Annotated in this window: 17 protein-coding genes; 8 read left to right on the top strand and 9 right to left on the bottom strand. The window is 41.3% G+C overall.

Translation table 11 applies throughout. From position 1 onward, the window contains the following. The first annotated feature begins 105 nt into the window (after positions 1-105). From MTF64_RS15610 to astB, 3 genes are all read left to right on the top strand, one after another. Positions 106-1,122, top strand: coding sequence for a zinc-binding alcohol dehydrogenase family protein (locus MTF64_RS15610; RefSeq protein WP_248451923.1), 1,017 nt, complete (start codon positions 106-108; stop codon positions 1,120-1,122). Next, positions 1,119-2,222 carry an L-dopachrome tautomerase-related protein gene (locus MTF64_RS15605; protein WP_054981669.1) on the top strand — a complete coding sequence of 368 codons (1,104 nt, stop codon included), beginning with the start codon at positions 1,119-1,121 and terminating at the stop codon, positions 2,220-2,222. The genes MTF64_RS15610 and MTF64_RS15605 overlap by 4 nt, the downstream gene beginning before the upstream one ends. 412 nt (positions 2,223-2,634) lie before the next feature. Beyond that, complete coding sequence (astB, locus tag MTF64_RS15600; RefSeq protein ID WP_248451921.1) at positions 2,635-3,981, top strand: N-succinylarginine dihydrolase; 1,347 nt, start codon at positions 2,635-2,637, stop codon at positions 3,979-3,981. Between the two features lie 77 nt (positions 3,982-4,058). On the opposite strand, the gene MTF64_RS15595 is transcribed toward astB, so the two are convergent. Beyond that, positions 4,059-4,913 carry a mechanosensitive ion channel domain-containing protein gene (locus tag MTF64_RS15595; RefSeq protein WP_248451920.1) on the bottom strand — a complete coding sequence of 285 codons (855 nt, stop codon included), beginning with the start codon at positions 4,911-4,913 and terminating at the stop codon, positions 4,059-4,061. Positions 4,914-5,258: 345 nt separating this feature from the next. Between MTF64_RS15595 and MTF64_RS15590 the strand changes: the two genes are divergently transcribed. Then, positions 5,259-6,257, top strand: a complete 999-nt coding sequence (locus MTF64_RS15590; RefSeq protein WP_248451919.1) for a DUF4382 domain-containing protein — start codon at positions 5,259-5,261, stop codon at positions 6,255-6,257. Positions 6,258-6,485: 228 nt separating this feature from the next. Then, positions 6,486-7,166: an SDR family oxidoreductase gene (locus MTF64_RS15585; RefSeq protein WP_004587015.1), complete on the top strand. Its 681-nt coding sequence runs from the start codon at positions 6,486-6,488 to the stop codon at positions 7,164-7,166. 131 nt (positions 7,167-7,297) lie between these two features. Here MTF64_RS15585 and MTF64_RS15580 read toward each other — a convergent pair whose 3' ends face one another. The 4 genes from MTF64_RS15580 to MTF64_RS15565 all read right to left on the bottom strand — a co-directional run bounded on the left by MTF64_RS15580 (position 7,298) and on the right by MTF64_RS15565 (position 9,962). Further along, positions 7,298-7,561, bottom strand: a complete 264-nt coding sequence (locus MTF64_RS15580) for a Txe/YoeB family addiction module toxin (protein ID WP_024032911.1) — start codon at positions 7,559-7,561, stop codon at positions 7,298-7,300. Then, positions 7,554-7,808 carry a type II toxin-antitoxin system prevent-host-death family antitoxin gene (locus MTF64_RS15575; RefSeq protein WP_055016076.1) on the bottom strand — a complete coding sequence of 85 codons (255 nt, stop codon included), beginning with the start codon at positions 7,806-7,808 and terminating at the stop codon, positions 7,554-7,556. The genes MTF64_RS15580 and MTF64_RS15575 overlap by 8 nt, the downstream gene beginning before the upstream one ends. Positions 7,809-8,015: 207 nt before the next feature. Next, positions 8,016-8,354, bottom strand: a complete 339-nt coding sequence (locus MTF64_RS15570; RefSeq protein ID WP_248451918.1) for a hypothetical protein — start codon at positions 8,352-8,354, stop codon at positions 8,016-8,018. 513 nt (positions 8,355-8,867) lie between these two features. Continuing rightward, positions 8,868-9,962, bottom strand: coding sequence for an HNH endonuclease (locus tag MTF64_RS15565; RefSeq protein ID WP_248451917.1), 1,095 nt, complete (start codon positions 9,960-9,962; stop codon positions 8,868-8,870). 401 nt (positions 9,963-10,363) lie between these two features. On the opposite strand from MTF64_RS15565, the gene MTF64_RS15560 reads away from it, so the two are divergent. Further along, positions 10,364-11,677, top strand: a complete 1,314-nt coding sequence (locus MTF64_RS15560) for a M20/M25/M40 family metallo-hydrolase (protein ID WP_248451916.1) — start codon at positions 10,364-10,366, stop codon at positions 11,675-11,677. Between the two features lie 15 nt (positions 11,678-11,692). Here MTF64_RS15560 and MTF64_RS15555 read toward each other — a convergent pair whose 3' ends face one another. Then, a complete protein-coding gene (locus MTF64_RS15555) occupies positions 11,693-12,592 on the bottom strand; it encodes a LysR family transcriptional regulator ArgP (protein WP_248451915.1) in 900 nt (299 codons plus the stop codon). Between the two features lie 105 nt (positions 12,593-12,697). On the opposite strand from MTF64_RS15555, the gene MTF64_RS15550 reads away from it, so the two are divergent. Beyond that, complete coding sequence (locus MTF64_RS15550; RefSeq protein ID WP_024032917.1) at positions 12,698-13,300, top strand: LysE family transporter; 603 nt, start codon at positions 12,698-12,700, stop codon at positions 13,298-13,300. Between the two features lie 59 nt (positions 13,301-13,359). On the opposite strand, the gene MTF64_RS15545 is transcribed toward MTF64_RS15550, so the two are convergent. The 3 genes from MTF64_RS15545 to MTF64_RS15535 all read right to left on the bottom strand — a co-directional run bounded on the left by MTF64_RS15545 (position 13,360) and on the right by MTF64_RS15535 (position 16,008). Next, a complete protein-coding gene (locus MTF64_RS15545) occupies positions 13,360-14,157 on the bottom strand; it encodes a response regulator (protein ID WP_248451914.1) in 798 nt (265 codons plus the stop codon). Positions 14,158-14,278: 121 nt separating this feature from the next. Continuing rightward, positions 14,279-14,995 (bottom strand): Sir2 family NAD-dependent protein deacetylase, encoded by a 717-nt coding sequence (locus MTF64_RS15540; RefSeq protein ID WP_248451912.1) that lies wholly within the window; start codon positions 14,993-14,995, stop codon positions 14,279-14,281. After that, entirely contained in the window at positions 14,992-16,008 is a 1,017-nt protein-coding gene (locus MTF64_RS15535) for a kelch repeat-containing protein (protein WP_064387160.1), read from the bottom strand. Before MTF64_RS15535 ends, MTF64_RS15540 begins: the two co-directional genes overlap by 4 nt. Positions 16,009-16,434: 426 nt before the next feature. Here MTF64_RS15535 and MTF64_RS15530 point away from each other — a divergent pair, with 426 nt between their 5' ends. Then, positions 16,435-18,495, top strand: coding sequence for a TonB-dependent receptor (locus MTF64_RS15530; protein ID WP_248451911.1), 2,061 nt, complete (start codon positions 16,435-16,437; stop codon positions 18,493-18,495). The last annotated feature ends 8 nt before the right edge of the window (positions 18,496-18,503 follow it).

The raw sequence follows: 18,503 nt of genomic DNA, 5'->3' as shown, positions 1-18,503 counted from the left end.
TTAAAATTTGAAAGTGCTTTAGTTTTTCATGTCTTTTTCTATTTTTCAACTGAGCTATAGTGCTTATAAGTTAAAAACACTTGGTTAAAATCATCAGGAACGCACATGAAAGCATTTGGCTACACCAAAAACACTAAAACGCTTACAGCAAGCTCTATACAAGCAATTGAGCTTGATACCCCAGCAGCCAGCGGGCACGACCTACTTATCGAAGTAAAGGCTATTTCGGTAAACCCTGTAGATACAAAAATACGCGCAAATGTAGCGCCAGAGCAAGGCTACAAAGTATTAGGCTGGGACGGCGTAGGCGTTGTAAAAGCCGTTGGCGAGTCGGTATCGTTATTTAATGTGGGAGATCGTGTATTTTACGCTGGCGATTTATCGCGCCAAGGTAGTAATGCGCAATTTCAATTAGTTGATGAGCGTATTGTAGGCCATGCGCCTAAAACATTAACCGACGCACAAGCCGCAGCGCTGCCGCTAACCAGTATTACCGCTTACGAAATGCTGTTTGAGCGCTTACAAGTGCCTAAAAATAAGCAAAATACTCAGCAATCTATTTTAGTTATTGGCGCTGCAGGTGGCGTTGGCTCTATTTTGGTACAGCTTGCCAAACAGCTTACTGGGCTAAACGTGGTAGGTACTGCATCGCGCGAGCAAAGCGTAACCTGGCTTAAAGAGTTAGGAGCGGATCATGTGTTCAATCATACTAAAAATTTAAACGAGCAGCGCCTAGAGCTTGGTTTAGCTGAGTTTGATTACGTTATTAGCTTAACCCATACCGACCAATACCAAGATCAAATAGTAGAGTGTATTAAACCCCAAGGTAAATTTGCGCTAATAGATGACCCTTCATCGTTCGATATTTTAAAATTTAAGCGTAAGTGTATATCGGTGCATTGGGAGTTTATGTTTACCCGCTCGCTATTTACTACCGCCGATATAACAGCGCAGCACACCTTACTTAATGAAATTAGTAAGCTGATAGACGCAGGTACACTTAAAACCACGCTTGGGCAAAATTTAGGATTAATTAACGCCGCTAATTTATATAAAGCGCATCAAATTTTAGAATCGCACACCTCACGCGGTAAACTTGTTTTAGAAGGCTTTGAAGCATGAACCAGATTAAAAAAATACTTTTAGCAGCAGCCTGCAGCACCGCATTTTTAACCAGCAGTGCATTTGCTAATACCCAACCTACGCACACCGATTTAAAAACAGTAGCTACATTCGACGCGCAGCACCCACCAGGTAATATTGCTATTACGCCCTCGGGTCGTAAGTTTTTATCGGTACATGGTTTTTACGGCCAAAAACAAAAAATTATGGAGCTATTAAGCGATGGCACCACCAAACCCTACCCTAATGAAGAATGGGCATACGCGTATAAAAACGGCAAAGGCTTTTACGACGTACTTGGCATAAATGTATCTGCCGATGGCGTGTTATGGATGCTTGATACATCAGGCCCTGATCATGCTGGGCGTTTAGTCGGTTGGGATACCAACAAAGAGCAGCTGCATAAAATAATTTATTTAGCTAAACCCACCATTACCGACACCTCGTTTTTAAACGATTTAGTTATCGATAATAAACACGGCGTTGTATACATTGCCGACACCGCACAAGGCAGCCAAGCCGCTATTATTACCGTAAATTTAAAAACAGGTGAGGCGCGCAGAGTATTACAAAATAGTCCATACACCACAGCCGAAAACATCGACATGGTCATTGAAGGGCGCACCATGAAACTAGGCGGCCAACCAGCACGTTTAGGCGTAAACCCAATCACACTCGACCCAAGCGAACAGTGGCTTTACTTTGGCTCTATGTCTGGCACATCGGTTTATCGTATTGCCACAAGCGATATTAACAATAAAAGCCTGAGCGCAAGCGCCCTTGAAAGTAAAGTAACGCGTTACGGCACTAAACCCATTTCAGATGGCATTATTGTTGATGGCGGCGGTAATGTGTATGTTACCGACATAACCAACGGCGCAATTGGTGTAGTAAAACCAAGCGGTAAATACCAGGTATTATTTAAAGACGAGCGCTTAAGCTGGCCTGATGGCTTTAGTTATGGCGCCGATCATAAAATATATTTTACCGTAGATGAGCTACATCGCTCGCCAGTATTAAATAACGGTAAAAACGCCAGCCAAGGAAAATTTAGTGTGCTGTCGTTCGACCCACTAGTAAAGGGTAAAGTAGGGCGCTAAATACAGCGTATAAACCATACGCCACGCACCCGCTGCGTGGCTTTTTGGTGCAACTTTTAAGCCTTTTAGCCCCAAAGTGGTGCTAAGCGCTCAAAAGTTATTTTTAGTGTTTTAATAAATATCTGATTTGTATTCATAAAATATTCAATTAACAGTTGGCATAATTCTTTCAAAGTACAGATGTGTTCAGTGAAACTTTCAAGGAAAATACCATGGCTAACCTATACCACACCCTTTACCTAATTTGGCGTTTAGACATTAGCGTATGGCAGGTAAACGATCCGAGTAATACCCATACTACGTGCGACAAAGAGCGAGTTTACAGCCGATAAATTTCGTATTTATAGGCTTTGCAAGCGCGGCCATTGCGTTGTATTGTTAAGTAACTAAAAACAATATGATTGGAACGTGTATGCACGCCTTAGAAGTAAATTTTGATGGCTTAGTTGGCCCTACTCACAACTATGCGGGTTTATCGTATGGTAACGTTGCCTCGTTAAATAATGCGGCAAGTTTTTCAAACCCTCAAGAAGCTGTGTTACAGGGCCTTGAAAAAATGAAAGCCATGCACGACAAAGGCCTAACACAAGGTGTGTTTGCGCCCCACGCACGCCCCGATTTAAACGTACTACGTCGCCTAGGTTTTACCGGCAACGACTCGCAAGTTATTCATAAAGCATTTAAAGCCGACCCTATTTTATTGCGCGCGTGTTATTCGGCCTCTGCAATGTGGACCGCCAATGCCGCTACTGTTTCTCCATCGCCAGATACCCTCGATGGCAAAGTGCATTTTACCTCAGCTAATTTAAACAATAAGTTTCATCGCTCGCTAGAGCCAGCTACAACTACCCGCTTACTAAAAGCCATGTTTAATAACGATAGCTACTTTGCACACCACACGCATTTACCCGATCAAGGCTTTTTTGGCGACGAAGGCGCGGCTAACCATACCCGACTTTGCGACAGCCACGGCGAGCAAGGCCTAGAAATGTTTGTATTTGGCGCAAGTGCCTTTAACAGCCAATTACCAAAACCGGCTAAGTTTCCTGCAAGGCAAACACTAGAAGCCTCAGAAGCCATTTGCCGATTACATAACTTAAAAGAATCGAGCCAAATTTTACTGCAGCAAAACCCAGATGTAATAGACCAAGGCGTGTTTCATAACGATGTAATTGCAGTAGGTAACGCAAACGTACTGCTTTGCCACCAGCAGGCATTTTTAAACCAACACGATGCCCTGCAAGAAATTCGCGATGCCTACACCGGCAGCAAACAGTTATACATAATTGAAGTACCTACCGATAAAGTAAGCATTAGCGATGCAGTAAGCAGTTACTTGTTTAATAGCCAATTAGTAACCCTAGATGATGGCTCAATGCTATTAGTAGCGCCACAAGAGTGCCAACGTAATAGCGCAGTAAACGCCTACATTGAAGAAATGATTTTAGCGGATAACCCAGTAAACCAAGTGCAGTTTTTTGACCTGCGCCAAAGTATGCAAAATGGCGGCGGCCCTGCCTGCTTACGTTTACGTGTAGCCCTTAACCAACAAGAGCTAAGCGCAGTAAACCCAGAGGTTATTTTAACCGATACTAAATACACACAGCTTTGTGACTGGGCAAAACGTAACTACCGCGATAAGTTAGGCGCAAGCGACTTTGCCGACTCAGCCCTACTCATCGAAAGCTACCAAGCACTGGATGAACTAACCCAACTGCTTAATTTAGGCTCGGTATACGACTTTCAATTAGAAGGTTAATACTCGTCAGCAAAAAGCTAATACAAAAATAGCGAGCCAAGGCTCGCTATTTTTATTTGTGTTTGTGCTAATAGAGTTTAAGTTTCTTTACTTACTGTTATTGCCGATGCCATCGACTCAGATATATGCAGCGTTCGCTGCGGAAACGGAATACTCAGCCCCGCGCCTTCTATGGCCTCTTTAACGCGTTTATTTAAATCCCACACAGTTTGCCAGTAATCGCCATTTACAGCCCATGCACGTAATTGAATATTTACTGCGCTTTCGCCTATTGAGGTAACCATTACTTTAGGTGCTGGCTCTGCGAGTAATCGGCTTTCTGATTCGGCAACTTCTTTAAGTACATTTAAGCCAACATCAATAGAGTCGGCGTACGAAATTCCCACCACTATATCCATGCGCCTTTTACCGTTACGGGTAAAGTTTTTAATGTTGCCGCCCCACACTTTTCCGTTAGGTGATGCGATATAAAGGCCGTCGGTGGTTTTGAAAATGGTTGTAAATAAGTTTATTTCGTTCACTGTGCCAAGCGTGCCGCTCGCATCTACAAAATCGCCTATTTTAAATGGCCTAAGTATGAGTAGCATAATGCCTGCTGCAATATTACTTAAGGTGTTTTTAAGCGCCAAACCAATCGCTAAACCCGCCGCGCCCATTAGCGCTATTAAGCTTGCCGTATTAACGCCAAAAATATCTAAAATAAACAGCGCAGCAATTATGTAAACTAAATACCCCGCAATGCTCGATAAAAGCGGCAGTAGCGTTTCGTCTACTTTTTTTAATGGCGACTTAGAATTTTTAATCGCTTTTTTTACTGAACGCGCAATAAGCGCACTCGCAACTAAAATAGCCAAGGCTAATACCACTTTGTAACCTAAAGTGATGATTGTTTCTGAATGGCTTTGCCAAAACACAATAAGTTTATCTTTCATACATATTCCAACTATGGGCTGATTATCAGCAAGAATTAAATCTATACACTTCAAAAGAAGTGGCGGGAGTATATAGTAAAAATTTTAAAGCGATAGCATTAAAATAAGTGGAAGGTGTGCCTATATCAGCAAATTAATTGGGCAAAGTTTTCTTTTTTTCGCTTAAACTTTCACGCTTAAAACCTTAGTGCTCACAAACTATTTAACCTATGGCGTACATACTTTTGTTCAAAAATGCGCAAAGTAAAATAAAGATTAATTTCAAGTAACTATTCTAAAAACCAGTTCAATCTAAATTCAGCTTAGCTCTTCTACAATCCGCTTTATAAACTAAAGGAGTAAATCATGAATTTTAAATCAACATTAGTCAGCAGCGCCGTTCTTTTTGCATTAGCCGGGTGTGGCTCTTCAAGTGATGACAATGACACAACACCGCCACAATCTAGCGACAAGTCAACCTTTAGCCTTGGTGTGTCAGATGCGCCGGTTAGTGGTTTAAAAGCGGTTAACGTCGTGTTTGATTCAATCACTATTAAAACACAAGGCGATGAAGAATTTAGTTTTGAAACCCGAAGTGAAGCTGACGCATCTCAACCACAAATGGTTAATTTACTCGATTACACCGGGGACGATGTTTTTGAGCTGCTTGACGATCAAGAAGTGCCAGCAGGCGAATACTCGTGGATCCGCGCTCAGGTTATAAATGGCGATACTAATAACCTTAGTTTTACATCTCACGTAGTATACGAAGACGACAGCATTGCTCCGCTCGTGGTTAAAAGAAAAGGGAATGATGGTGTAGGCGAAATACAACTCGATGGCTTTACACTTAACCAAACTGATAACGACTTTGTTTTAGAATTTGACCTAAAAAAATCGCTGGTCGATCCCCAAAATAATGAGGAGATCTTTTTAAAACCTAGAGGCGTACGATTACAAAATCTTTCTGAGTCACAAGAAATTGAAGGCACAGTAAGCCAAGCGCTTATTAATAACTGTGAAACAGACAATATCGCCACTGCTGCTGCAGATTCAACGTTTGGACACGCCGTATATTTATATTCATCAGATGCTCAAATACCTAAAGATATATACGAAATAGATGAGCAAACCCCAGAAGATGCTCCACTTGCGACCGCAAATATTGTATTTGATCAAGACGATAACCAATATGAGTTTGAGCTTGCTTTCATTACACCGGGAGACTACCAACTTGGCTATACGTGCACCGCACATATAGACGATGCAGAGCTAGAAGATACAGATTTCTCTGTTTATCAACTTAAGCAAATTAGTGTACCGCAAACTGAGGACCTTTCAGTTAGCTTTGACATAACACAATAAACGTATAGCGCACTTTAAGGTGCGCTTTTTTTATAAAAAGTATAACAAAAACGAACACTCCACCTTTGCAAAAACCCATTAAAGCCACTCACCTAACATCATCCAAATAATTCATTCGAAAAGTGACCTGCATTCAAGCCCCGTTAACCCAGAACTGGTACAGTCAATAGCACGTATTAGTTAAACCGTTCTTATCATTTTGAATATGTAAACATAGGAGAAATAATCATGGCGAAAGAAAAAGTAGTTCTAATTACAGGTGCCTCTAGTGGCATAGGTGAAGCGAGTGCAAAAACATTGGTTAATAACGGCCATAAAGTCATTCTTACCGCCAGAAGTGAAGATAAATTAGCTGAACTAGTTGAGTCGTTAGGTGAAGATAACGCACTGAGTGTACCCGCAGATGCCACCGACTTTACCGAACTTGAAAACGTAGTAACAAAAGGGCTTAAAAAATTTGGCCGACTAGATGCCGCATTCGCCAACGCAGGTATGGGCGTTTCAACCGCAGGCACTGAAAAAGGCGACCCCGATGAATGGTCAACCATGATAGACATAAACATTAAAGCCCTGCTATGGACGGCAAAAGCAACCCTGCCTCATTTACGCCAAAACAAAGGCCACTTTATATTAACCAGTTCAGCCGCTGGCCGTAAGCCAATAAAAGGCTCTATTTATGGCGCAACTAAATGGTTTGCTTACGGGTTTGGCCAAAACTTAGCTGAGGAAATGAGCGAGTGGAATGGCCGCTGTACCACCATAGCCCCAGGCATGGTAAACACCCCATTTTTTGATGAAGCAAAGCCCGACAAACTCGACCCACAAGATGTGGCCGACGCCGTACTGTTTGCAATAGAAGCAAACCAGCGCAACAACGTCCGCGAAATTTATTTAATGCCAACTAATTAACGTTGTTTGGTTAAATTTGAGCTGTCAGGTTTAATGCCAATGGCGTTAAACCTGACGGTTGTTTTTGATAAATACTGGCTGGATAGTATGAATAATTTAAGATGGATGTCTTGTTTATTTATCTTGTTTATTTAGTAATGGTAACGGCACGAGATAACTGTAATTGCTGTATCATCCACGGCATATACCAAACGATTTGTATCATCTATTCTACGAGACCAAAAGCCTGAAAGATTTTCTTTGAGGGGTTCCGGTTTTCCAATCCCATCAAATGGAGAACGCTTAACATCAGCAATTAGCTTATTTATACGTTTCAAGGTTTTCTTATCTTGAGTCTGCCAGTAGACATAACTATTCCAAGCTTCATCAGTCCATGATAATAACCTGTTACTCATCAATAAGTTCTCGTGGAGTCGTTTTGCCCGCTTTATACTGCGCAATTGAACGGTTTAAATGTTCAGCGTTCGCTGGAGAGCGAAGTAAATGAACAGTTTCCATAAGGCTGTTGTAGTAATCTAATGACATTACAACCGCATCTTCAGTGTCACGACGAGTGATTACTGTCGTATCTGCATCATTAATTACATTATCCAAAACGGTTTTTAGACTATTTCGGGCTTCGGTAAAAGACACTATTCTCATTTTGCACCTCACTTGTACATTATATAAGACAAGTTTAGCTTGAAAATTATTACATGTACAGGATACTGTGCATTACTTTGTTGTGGTAGCAAATTTCTAAATAAAGCGCACGGACATAAGATCTAAAATTCGAGCTGGCAGCAATGCGCACATGCTATTGTCCTTGTGAGCAGCTTATTATGAACTAGCTCAAAATTAATATGATTGTTAGCAGTTTATAACAACAACGTCTGCATCTTTAAAAGTCTCTCTTGCATACTCAAAAGTGGGCTTCGCTAAACGATCGCTTGGTGCCCAAATATCAACAGCTTTATCACTCGCATTGAAAAAACTGACATAATTACCAGCTAACTGGATTTTAGTAACCGAAGACTTAGGAATAGTTTTCCCGTACTTTTTATTTAATCTAGCAACGGGTAAGTGAAAAATGAACACTTGCTCTCCCATGTCTACCAACACTTTTTCGGGATTATAATGCTTAGACCCATAACTAAAATACAAAGATGTTACGCTAACAATAAAGCAAATTAATAAAAACCATTCCATACACTACTCCTTGAACTATTAACGCCGCCATAACCAGTAGCTGTGTGCTAGCACTCTTTAGGCTGTCCTGCCACAAGTGGCGATGATTGGATGCTTTGTTAGCTATCGAAATACACTTAGGCCAAAAGGTGCAAACCTGCCACGCTGCTGACTCCGTAAGCCCATAAAGTTTCAAACGCAGAGCTTAAAAAAATACGAGTACGAGCAGTTATTGTTTTTACCATAGACACCCCCTTTTTACTGTTGTCGTTTGCCAAAGGAACTAAACGAATGGTTAAGTAACGAAGTAAAATTAATAAAAGGGCTACAGAGCCAACAATCGCTAGAGGAATTGAACCTCCACCTAATACCCCTATTGGCCTAAATGTACTTTGCTAAATGTTACCTCCTAGATAGCTAACGCCCGCTTAAGTGGTAAGCAACGCAATACGATGTTTCCGCATACCACCTAAATCCCTAAATTTAACGCATTGTAAAAATGCCACGCGTTGCGAATCCGTCTTAAAGCGTTTGCTATGTTTCTTTTAGGGCGAATACTGGAATTGTTCCTTTCCATTCTGTGTCATCTCCCCACTCTAATTCGATATCAATTAGCAACATTGAATGCACCAATTGCATTGATTGAATAGAAACTTGAACAAACCTTTTTACAAAAGGTAGTGACCTACTTTCACCAGATAGACCATGCTTTTTCATCGGAATCAACGACAGTCGAATGAACTCCATTTTTATCAAGCGCGCCATAAGCTCAAATTGGTTATGATATTGATTGTAATATGAACTTACTTTAGATCCCAACCAAGGAGATTCTTCAATTTCTCCCTTAATTAACCCCATAGATGTACTGAGACGTTGAATGGCAGCTTCTTTACCCGAAATACGTGTAAGACCATTTTCTAAGCACAAATCACCATCAGGTCCCAACCTTAGATCAGAGCCAATATGGTTTGGGTCTTCAACAGGCAGCTTATCTGCAACAGAAAGATAAAGAAAAGTTCCGTTATCCTGTTTGAGCGAGATTGATAGCAATTTTCGAGCATCACCTTGTGATTCAATAACAGCAAATTTGTCATGCTCATTTAGGTTATTGAATTCCAATATATATTGATTAAGATGACTAATTTCGCCAATAACCATATCTACCAATTCAAACACCCACTTACTCGAATCAACTATGCTCCATCGCACATTGATCATTAAGTTGTCTCCCAATTGCAAAAAAGTAGCACTTTGAGCTACTTTCTCCACACTAGGATCTCGGAGTGTTTCTGCTGCCTTATATTCAGCTTCTTGCTTCCACTGCCTTAGAGTATCGATGGAATAAATTGTATAATCTGAATCAATAAGAGTGCCGTGGTCCTTGCACATCCATATTCCGTTTGTAATCGATCGTCTTTCTTCTGTTGACATGCGTTGATCATATCGAGGTCCATTTGGAGCCGCCGCGCATATATGTGCGGCAGTTCCATTATTTATTCTTTTTTTAGGATCTGCCGAATCCGGACCTACTGTATTTTTACCACAACCAGGAAAAGAACAGCGCCAAGCAACTCTCTCAGCCATTGTTCTTTTGGTTGTTTCTGTAAACTCGTCTCTACTTTTGCTCACTTACAAACTCCAATTAGAAACATAACAATTTAGTCTACGACATTTGTCGTTTTACAAACCGACAAATGTCCATATAGCACAGTGATTTTATCCTAGCTATAAAATAAACACCTGTAAACAAATAGTTAGCTTCGCCTTACTTTTCCTAAATGCAGCAAAACCCCAAAATGGAGGAGATCAACAATGCCAGGCAAATCGCTGTTTAGTTATACTGGCTGCTTAATTAAGAGGTTCTATTTTAAACACCTGCGTTTAAACCAGTAACGCATACCCCCTTTAACCCTTAATCTTGTAACTCGTTGTTGTTTATAAAATTAGTTAAAAATCACAATCTACTTCTATTGAACCCTTTGTATTTTTACTTCATATTAGCTGAACTACCTTTCAATTATTAGGCTGTTATGTCAGTTTTAAAATTTAGCCAAGCACTTATTTTTACCCTTGCTAGTACCCTACCGCTTATAAGCCACGCGGCGCTTAATAAAAACGAGCGTGAAATAGTAAAACAAGTTGAGCAAAACATGCCGCAAGCGCTTAAAGAAATAGAACAAGCGGTAAACATTAATAGCGGTTCGCTTAATATTGAAGGCGTAAAAAAGGTGGGCGCGCTTGCAAGCGAGCAACTAAAAGCCATTGGTTTTAAGGTTGAGTGGCTAGATGGCAGCGCTTTTAACCGCGCAGGGCATGTATTAGCTGCGCACAAAAGTAAAAACCCCGATGCAATAAAAATACTGATGATCGGCCATCTTGATACCGTGTTTGCTAAACACGATAACTTTACTACCTATAAACAAATTGATGAACACACCGCCAGCGGCCCAGGTGTAGCCGATATGAAAGGCGGTAACACAATTATAATTACCGCACTTAAAAGCCTGCAAGCGCTCAATTTACTTGAAAACGTAAGCATCAAAGTACTGCTTACCGGCGATGAAGAAAGCAGCGGTCGCCCACTTAGTTTATCTAAACAAGCTATTGTTGATGCTGCAATTTGGGCTGACGTAGCGCTAGGTTTTGAGAACGGCGATAACAATATTAAAACCGCGATGGCGGCGCGCCGTGGCTATACCGGCTGGACGTTAAATGTAACGGCCAATGCTGCACATTCATCGCAAATATTTAGTGACAGTGTGGGCTATGGCGCTATTTACGAGGCGTCGCGTATTTTAAATGACTTTAGAGAGCAACTAGCTACACAACCTAATTTAACCTTTAACCCGGGGCTTATTGTGGGCGGTACTGATGCACAGTACGATAGTGCTAACTCGTCAGCCACGGCGTTTGGTAAAAGTAACGTAATTGCGCAAACCGTGCATGTAGCGGGTGATTTACGGGCGCTTTCGCCAAAGCAGGTAGAAGGCGCTAAAAAAGTGATGCAGCAAATAGTGGCTAAAAGCTTAAATGGTAGCCACGCTGAGCTTATTTTTGAAGACGGCTACCCACCAATGGGGCTCACCAAGGGTAATAAAAAGCTGCTTGCACTGTATAGCCAAGCAAGCCAAGACTTAGGCTATAACAAAGTGGAGGCTGCAAACCCACGTAATGCCGGTGCTGCTGATATTTCGTTTGCTGCAAACCATGTTGATATGGCGCTTGATGGCCTAGGCCTAATGGGCAGTGGCGCACACACTAAAAACGAAACCGCCGATTTAACCTCGCTTAATAAAAACACCACTAAAACAGCACTGCTTATTTACAGATTAGGGCAGTTATAGACGCAGGCTTAGCCTTTATGGGTTAATAGGCTCTAACCGTTTGCCTGCTACTTGTAATGCAAACTTACGCAACGTTTTAAGCTGCGGGCTTTCGGTTTGCCAATAGTGCCAATACAAAGGTGTATCAATATAATATTCTGGGAATAAATCGACTAACTCCCCTTTTACCAGCGAGTCTCCTAGCTGTAAGGTAGGTAATAGCCCATAACCTAGGCCTGCTATCATGGCTTGTTTAAATCCCTCTGACGAAGGGTAAATATGGGTAAACAGTGGGGCTGAGCCATTAATATCTTCTAAAAATTGGTGTTGTAGCTTGTCATACTCACTAAATACCAAGCACGGTAAATGCGCTAATTGCGAAAGCTCAGTAAGCTTATGTTGTTTTATAAAATCGGGGCTTGCAATGGCTTTGTAGCGTATGGCGCCAAGCGGGCTTACCAGCCCGCCATTAACGGGCTCGGGGGATGAGCTAATACACACCATAACCTCGCCGTCTTTCATTCTTTTATGAGCAATGGATTGATCTTCACTAATGACTTCAAAGCGTAATTTGCACGCAAGCTCTGTATCTAATACGGCGAGTGCTTCGGGCAGCCAGGTGGCAAGCGAATCCGCATTAGCAGCAAGCTTTACGCTAAGCGGGGTGTTTAAATCTGTGTGCTCGTTAAGTGCCTCTACATTGAGGGCCACTTCTAGCTGCAATACTTGCTGTAAATGGTTAAGTAAACGTTTACCAAGTGCAGTGGGCGTTGGCGGCTGGGTTCTTATTAATACGGGTTCGCCTAGTTTGGCCTCAAGCTGATGAATACGCCTGCTCACCGCCGATTGGGTAATAAATAATTTTTTTGAGGCCTTTTCAAATCCGCCTTCACTTATAACGGCACTAAGCGCATTGAGTAACTGGTAATCAATCATGAGTTTTACGCATATAACAATAAATATATTCATTGGATTTGTAACAGAATCCCCCCTACCCTGCAAGGCATTGGATAACGGGTTTTATTTGAGTGGATTTGAAGTATGTCGTTTTTGTCGGGTGTGATGTTAGGGCTAAGTTTAATTATTGCCATTGGGGCGCAAAATATTTGGATTTTAAGCCAATGTATGGCGGGCGCTAACCGTTTTGTTTTAGCTGCGGTTTGTATACTTTGCGACGCCACGCTAATTATTGTAGGTGTATTTGCCGCTAATGAGTTAAAGCTATGGCTGCCGGGGTTATTACCGTGGTTAACGTGGGGCGGTATAGCTATGTTACTTTACTTAGCATTTGGCTCTGCGCGCAGCGCAATTAAAGGCACATCGGGGTTAAAAGTAACTCAGGTAATAAAAGTGAGCTGGTGGAAAACTGCCCTTGCGGCCTTTGCTATAAGCTTACTAAATCCACATGTTTATTTAGACACCGTATTACTGCTTGGCAGCATTGGCGCATTACAACCCGCGCCTATGCACTTTGCTATTGGTGCTTGTGTGGCCTCTGTTATTTGGTTTAGTAGCTTAGTGTTGTTTGCGCCAAAATTAAAAAAGGTTTTAAGCTCCCCGTTTAGATGGCGCGTATTTGATAGCTGTATTGCGGTTATTTTATGTTTTGTAGCGTTTCAGTTATATAACGTGCCAAGCCAATAAGCCAAAACAGCGGTAGTTATGTATTTAACTACCGCTGTTGTTAGCCGTTTTTTAAAAGACTAAGACATTATTTTATAAAGTAATTCTCGCACTGTGGCCGGTTCAAACGGTTTATCGCAAATGGCATCAACTCCTGCTTGCGCAATATTAGCTAGGTGAGTGTCGTTTGCCTCTGAGCTCACCATTAAAATAGGAATATGCGAGTAAGCATTTGAGCCACGTACTGTTTCGGTTAGTTCGCGTCCATCCATTTCTGGCATGTTGTAATCGGTAACGATTAAATCGAACGATTGCTCACTAAGGTGCGCTATGGCTTCTTTTCCGTTTTCGGCTTCTACGGGTTCGGGGATCCCCATGCCAGCAAGTACGCGTATTATGTGTTTACGAGCAAAGCGGCTGTCGTCTACTACAAGTACGCGAAGTAGCGTTACATCAAAATGATCAAGCTCTACTTCTTCTTCGCTTATTATATCGAGGGTTGCTTTGAGTGCGCGAGTAATGGCTTTTGCGCTAAAAGGCTTAGGTAAAATAGCCAACACACCGGATTGGCGTAGTTGCTCAAGGTACTTTTTATTACGCTCGCTCGATATAAGCATAAAAGGTTGATGTTCAGTGGCGGGCTTAAGTCTTATTTTTTGCAATAATGAGTCGGCTGTGCCGTCTGATAAGTACATCGAGCTTATTACTAGGTCTGGGTGGTAACTTTCAAGTAACGATAAAACCTGCGCTTGAGTAGCCGCAGTTTCTACTTGTTTAACACCACTTTCTGCAAGCGATTTTATTATTATTTTTTGCTGAACCTCTGAAGGCTCTACAAGTAAAATGGACAAGTTTGCTATTGCAGTTAGGTCGCTCATTCAAGTCTCTTTAGTATTGTTATAATAAGGATAATAATAACATTATTGACTCGTTAATATTATATAAAGAGATTGTAATATTTAAGAAAACATTAGCAATCTCTTTAAAATATAGCACTTTCTAATTAGATTGGATGTATTCTAATGCATTCATTTTTTTGTACGTTACATTGCTGTGCATTATGTGAACAGGGTTAGGGTCTACCACTTCTACAGGTATGTCGTAATTACGGGCTATTTCTAATGCCATTTGGGTGATATTTACACTAAACGAGGTGCCCATAAATACAATTTTATCGGCGTTTAGCATACGCTGTTGTGCTTCGGTTATTCTGTAAAGCTCGGTGTAAAATTCATCGAACAACAACACAAAAGGCTTAAACGAATGACTAAGCTCCGGTGTTTGGTTTTGAATATTAAATAGCTCAAAAAGAGACTCATGCAGGCGGCTTTCATCTACACTATCCCACGGAGTCATAAGCGGTTTAACGGCTTCGCCTTGCTCATGAAATAACGTCATTTGATCGAGCCTGCCGTGTATAGCAATGTAATTTTTGTTACCGGCTTTGCCATCAAGGCCATCTATATTTTGGGTTATTAAGTTTTTATCGCTCAGCCAATGGTGTACTTCATTCGGGCCATGGTTACGATAGGCAGCAAAACGGTTGTAATACCAAGCTAAAAACTCGCGTGGATTATTTTGATACATAGCGCGCGTGGCCATTTCCATGGGCGTATAATTTTTACTGCCTATAGTCCAAAAGCCATCTTCACCTCTAAATGTAGGTATGCCACTGGCCGCGCTTACCCCTGCACCGGTAATGTAAAGTGTATTCACTGTGTTACCTCGTACCCTAATACATCGCTTATTACTTGCTGTTGATTATTCATGCCGCCAATACGATATAAAGCCCCATTGTGCTCAAGTAGGCCACGGTGATCCATACTGCCAATAGCTACATTAGGTAATACCTGCCACGTGTTTTGCTTTATATCAAAACGCCACACATGGTTGCTTGCCGGAGCGGGCTTTTTATTGTAGCCAATACCATCATAGTTATAGGGGTTGTTAGAGCCGCCCAGCATGTAAATATTGTTATTGTAGCTAGTAGCAGCCATACGGTAATGCGACTCCCCCGTAGGGTGGGGCAAAGTACGCCAGTCTATTTTTAGTGGATTGTTGGCATTTATTGTGCCTTTTAAACACTGCGCAACACCTGCAAACGAGCGGCGAGAATCTGGATTTGCTTGGGTTTTAACGCCATCGCAAATAACAATAGTATTACCACTAATAGCAGCCGCTTGGCCAAATACTGGCTCACCTAAAAAAGGCGACGCCTGCTGCCATGTATTGTTTTTAGTATCGTACACTTGTACTAAATTTACGTTGCCATCGTTATGCCAACCGCTAATAAGGTATATGTAACGCTCTTTGTAGCTTAGCGCTACGCTGTCATCAACTGGTACTGGCATGCTCGCAAGGTGTTTATACGTATTGTTTTTTATATCGAAACGGTACACATCGGGGCTTGAAATTTCAGTATGATCGCTATCTACCGTGTAGCCACCAAAAATATAAGCGTATTCACCTAGGCCAACAGCAGTACTAGCTAAGCGCCCCTTTAATGGCAAACTTGAAGGCACACTCGCTTGTTGCTGCCAAGCGCTGTCGCCTAGTTTTAGTGAAAATACCTTATTGTGTACATCTGTGTGTTGTTTGTTTTTACCAAGCCCCATAAAACTCAAAAAATAGCGTTGGTTTTCAACAGTAACCTTAGCTACGGCATTGTTTGCAACGGGTTCGGGTAAAGCAGGAAGGCTTGCTAGCGCAATAGAAAAAAGAAGGCTCATAAAAACAAATAATATAAAAGTGACTAATACACTTAGGGTAAATTATTTTGCCTGTATGAACCAGCTAACTATAAGTAATTTACCTTATTAATGCGTGTGTTTAGGTGTGCTGCGTTTTACAAACCATCTAATAATTAATGATATAGCCAGCGAGCTAAATGAGATAAGCGAATTTACAAGCAGCGCCTAATTTACACGCCTTATTACTTGATTTTGAGGCTTTATTTATTAATTTTATTTAAAAACTACAAAACTTTAATAATTTAGCGTTAAATTTTAAAACACCCTTACTACTTAGTAATTTATGCTAGTTAGCTTAATAAAGTGTACTTTTAGCAATATAAAGTATGCTAATATTTTGTGGTAACAAATGTTTTACAAAAATATATCCTGTTTTTGATTTTTGATCCCTGTGGAGAAACCTAGGTGAAAATACCTAAAAAGCTATTGTGCTCACTTATTATTGCCTCACCAATACTTGCTGCAGAACCATTAAACGACGATGACTTAGACCTTGACGCGTTAATGGGAATGGATGTTCAAGCAACTTCTGCAATGAAACGAGCACAGTCGGCCTTTAACACCGCCTCTTCTATTTATGTGCTAAGCAAAGAGCAAATTACAAGTTCGGGCGCTACCTCTATTCCTGAGGCATTAAAAATGGTGCCAGGCCTTACCGTAAGACAACTTGATAACAATCAATGGGCTATTTCTGCACGCGGTGTTGCTTCACGGTATTCCAGCAAATTATTAGTAATGATAGATGGGCAAAGCCTATACACCCCCAAATTTGCGGCTGTGTATTGGGAGTCGTTGCATGTGCCTTTATACGATATTGAACGTATTGAGGTTATTCGTGGTCAGGGCGGGTTGTTATGGGGTAATAACGCAAATAACGGCGTGATCAATATCATTACTAAAAATAGCTTAGATACACGCAACACTTACGCTAAAGCAATTACAGGTAATCAAATAAATGCCGACATAAGCCTTCGCCATGGTGGTGATATTTCTGATATTGGTAGTTACAGGGGCTACTATAATACTAAAAATACCGCACCTTCTAAAAAAGGCAGCCGCATTAAACCTAATGACTTTACTAAACAGCACGCTGGCGGCTTTAGAGCTGATTTTACGCCAAGCGATGAGTGGTCAATCCTCCTGCAAGGGGATCATACCCACACAGAGCACGGCCAAAACCTTACTGGGGTAGTAGATGCGTCTAACCGCAGTCAGCAGTTTCCAACTATTGCAGATAGGCGCGATACGCGATTAATGACCCGTGTTGAGCATCGCCTTTCAGATAATGCAAACCAAATGCTGCAAATGTCATGGCTTAAACAACATGGTGAACAACCCTATATAAATGAAGATTTTGAATCGATTGACGTTGATTATCAAATGAACTTTATTACCGGATCACTCCAGGTAGATTGGGGGCTTAATTATCGATTTAATGATATTTCTTTTCAAGACAGCATTTTTATTAATAGCGATAAAGACCTAGAAGACCTTCATCAATACGGTGCTATGCTGCAAGCGCAATACAGTGTTATTCCTGATACGTTAAACCTCATTGTAGGCACAAAAATAGAGCATAACGATTTAACCGGTTGGGAAAACCAACCCCTTGCCCGCTTTACCTATCAGCCAAATAGCGAGCACCTAGCATGGGGTTCAATTTCACGTAGTGTGCGTATTCCTACATTAATTGAATTTAACGATAACTTTAGAGTAAATGGCCAAAAAATCTCAGACGTAATTGGCATGCAGTCGGGTATTGCTGAAATAGATCAATACCATATAGCTACATTTTTAAATGGTAACGATAACGTAAAAGCCGAAAATTATATCTCGTACGAGCTAGGCTACCGTATATCAAAGGCGGAGTGGTCTTTAGATGTTTCTGCATTTAATACGCAAGCGGATGATGTTGCCGTAATTAGTTTAAACCCCCATGTAGAACAATTTATACCTGCATTAAACTTTTACTTAGCCGGGGAAGTGTCACAAGCATTTGCGGCGCTTCAAACAACAAGCTTAGATTACGACTTTGTTTCGGTAGGTGAAACCACCACAACCGGCGGTGATTTATTGTTCTCGATGCAACTAATGGACGACTTAAGCAGCGAAGTTGGTTACAGCTATACAAAAATAGATTACGACTTACCTAATGCAACGCGCCCTACTATTGGCTACGACTCAGTAAACAGACAATTATTTACTAAACTGAATTACCAATTAACTGAGCAGCATTCTATTTTTGCCACGCTAAGAGCCGAAAACTCAAGTACTTACAATACAGATAACTACACCGCTGTAGACCTTACATGGAACTGGAAAATAAACAATAACTGGGCCACAGCAGTATCAGGCAAAAATTTATTTGCAGGCTCACACATAGAATACGCCAATACTCGCGAAACATTTACGGTTCCTAATTACATAGACGAGTGTGTTACGTTTTCTGTTAGTGCAACATTTTAAGAGAGCCA

The organism is Pseudoalteromonas sp. 2CM41L (assembly GCF_023161905.1).
GTDB lineage: Bacteria > Pseudomonadota > Gammaproteobacteria > Enterobacterales > Alteromonadaceae > Pseudoalteromonas > Pseudoalteromonas atlantica.
The sequence above is the reverse complement of the archived record's forward strand: the minus strand, read 5'-3'. Positions and strand labels throughout refer to the sequence as shown.

Coding starts and splice junctions, on each gene's coding strand:
- MTF64_RS15610 (WP_248451923.1), top strand. CDS start 106: ATGAAAGCATTTGGCTACACCAAAAACACTAAAACGCTTACAGCAAGC.
- MTF64_RS15605 (WP_054981669.1), top strand. CDS start 1,119: ATGAACCAGATTAAAAAAATACTTTTAGCAGCAGCCTGCAGCACCGCA.
- astB (WP_248451921.1), top strand. CDS start 2,635: ATGCACGCCTTAGAAGTAAATTTTGATGGCTTAGTTGGCCCTACTCAC.
- MTF64_RS15595 (WP_248451920.1), bottom strand. CDS start 4,913: ATGAAAGATAAACTTATTGTGTTTTGGCAAAGCCATTCAGAAACAATC.
- MTF64_RS15590 (WP_248451919.1), top strand. CDS start 5,259: ATGAATTTTAAATCAACATTAGTCAGCAGCGCCGTTCTTTTTGCATTA.
- MTF64_RS15585 (WP_004587015.1), top strand. CDS start 6,486: ATGGCGAAAGAAAAAGTAGTTCTAATTACAGGTGCCTCTAGTGGCATA.
- MTF64_RS15580 (WP_024032911.1), bottom strand. CDS start 7,561: ATGAGTAACAGGTTATTATCATGGACTGATGAAGCTTGGAATAGTTAT.
- MTF64_RS15575 (WP_055016076.1), bottom strand. CDS start 7,808: ATGAGAATAGTGTCTTTTACCGAAGCCCGAAATAGTCTAAAAACCGTT.
- MTF64_RS15570 (WP_248451918.1), bottom strand. CDS start 8,354: ATGGAATGGTTTTTATTAATTTGCTTTATTGTTAGCGTAACATCTTTG.
- MTF64_RS15560 (WP_248451916.1), top strand. CDS start 10,364: ATGTCAGTTTTAAAATTTAGCCAAGCACTTATTTTTACCCTTGCTAGT.
- MTF64_RS15555 (WP_248451915.1), bottom strand. CDS start 12,592: ATGATTGATTACCAGTTACTCAATGCGCTTAGTGCCGTTATAAGTGAA.
- MTF64_RS15550 (WP_024032917.1), top strand. CDS start 12,698: ATGTCGTTTTTGTCGGGTGTGATGTTAGGGCTAAGTTTAATTATTGCC.
- MTF64_RS15545 (WP_248451914.1), bottom strand. CDS start 14,157: ATGAGCGACCTAACTGCAATAGCAAACTTGTCCATTTTACTTGTAGAG.
- MTF64_RS15535 (WP_064387160.1), bottom strand. CDS start 16,008: ATGAGCCTTCTTTTTTCTATTGCGCTAGCAAGCCTTCCTGCTTTACCC.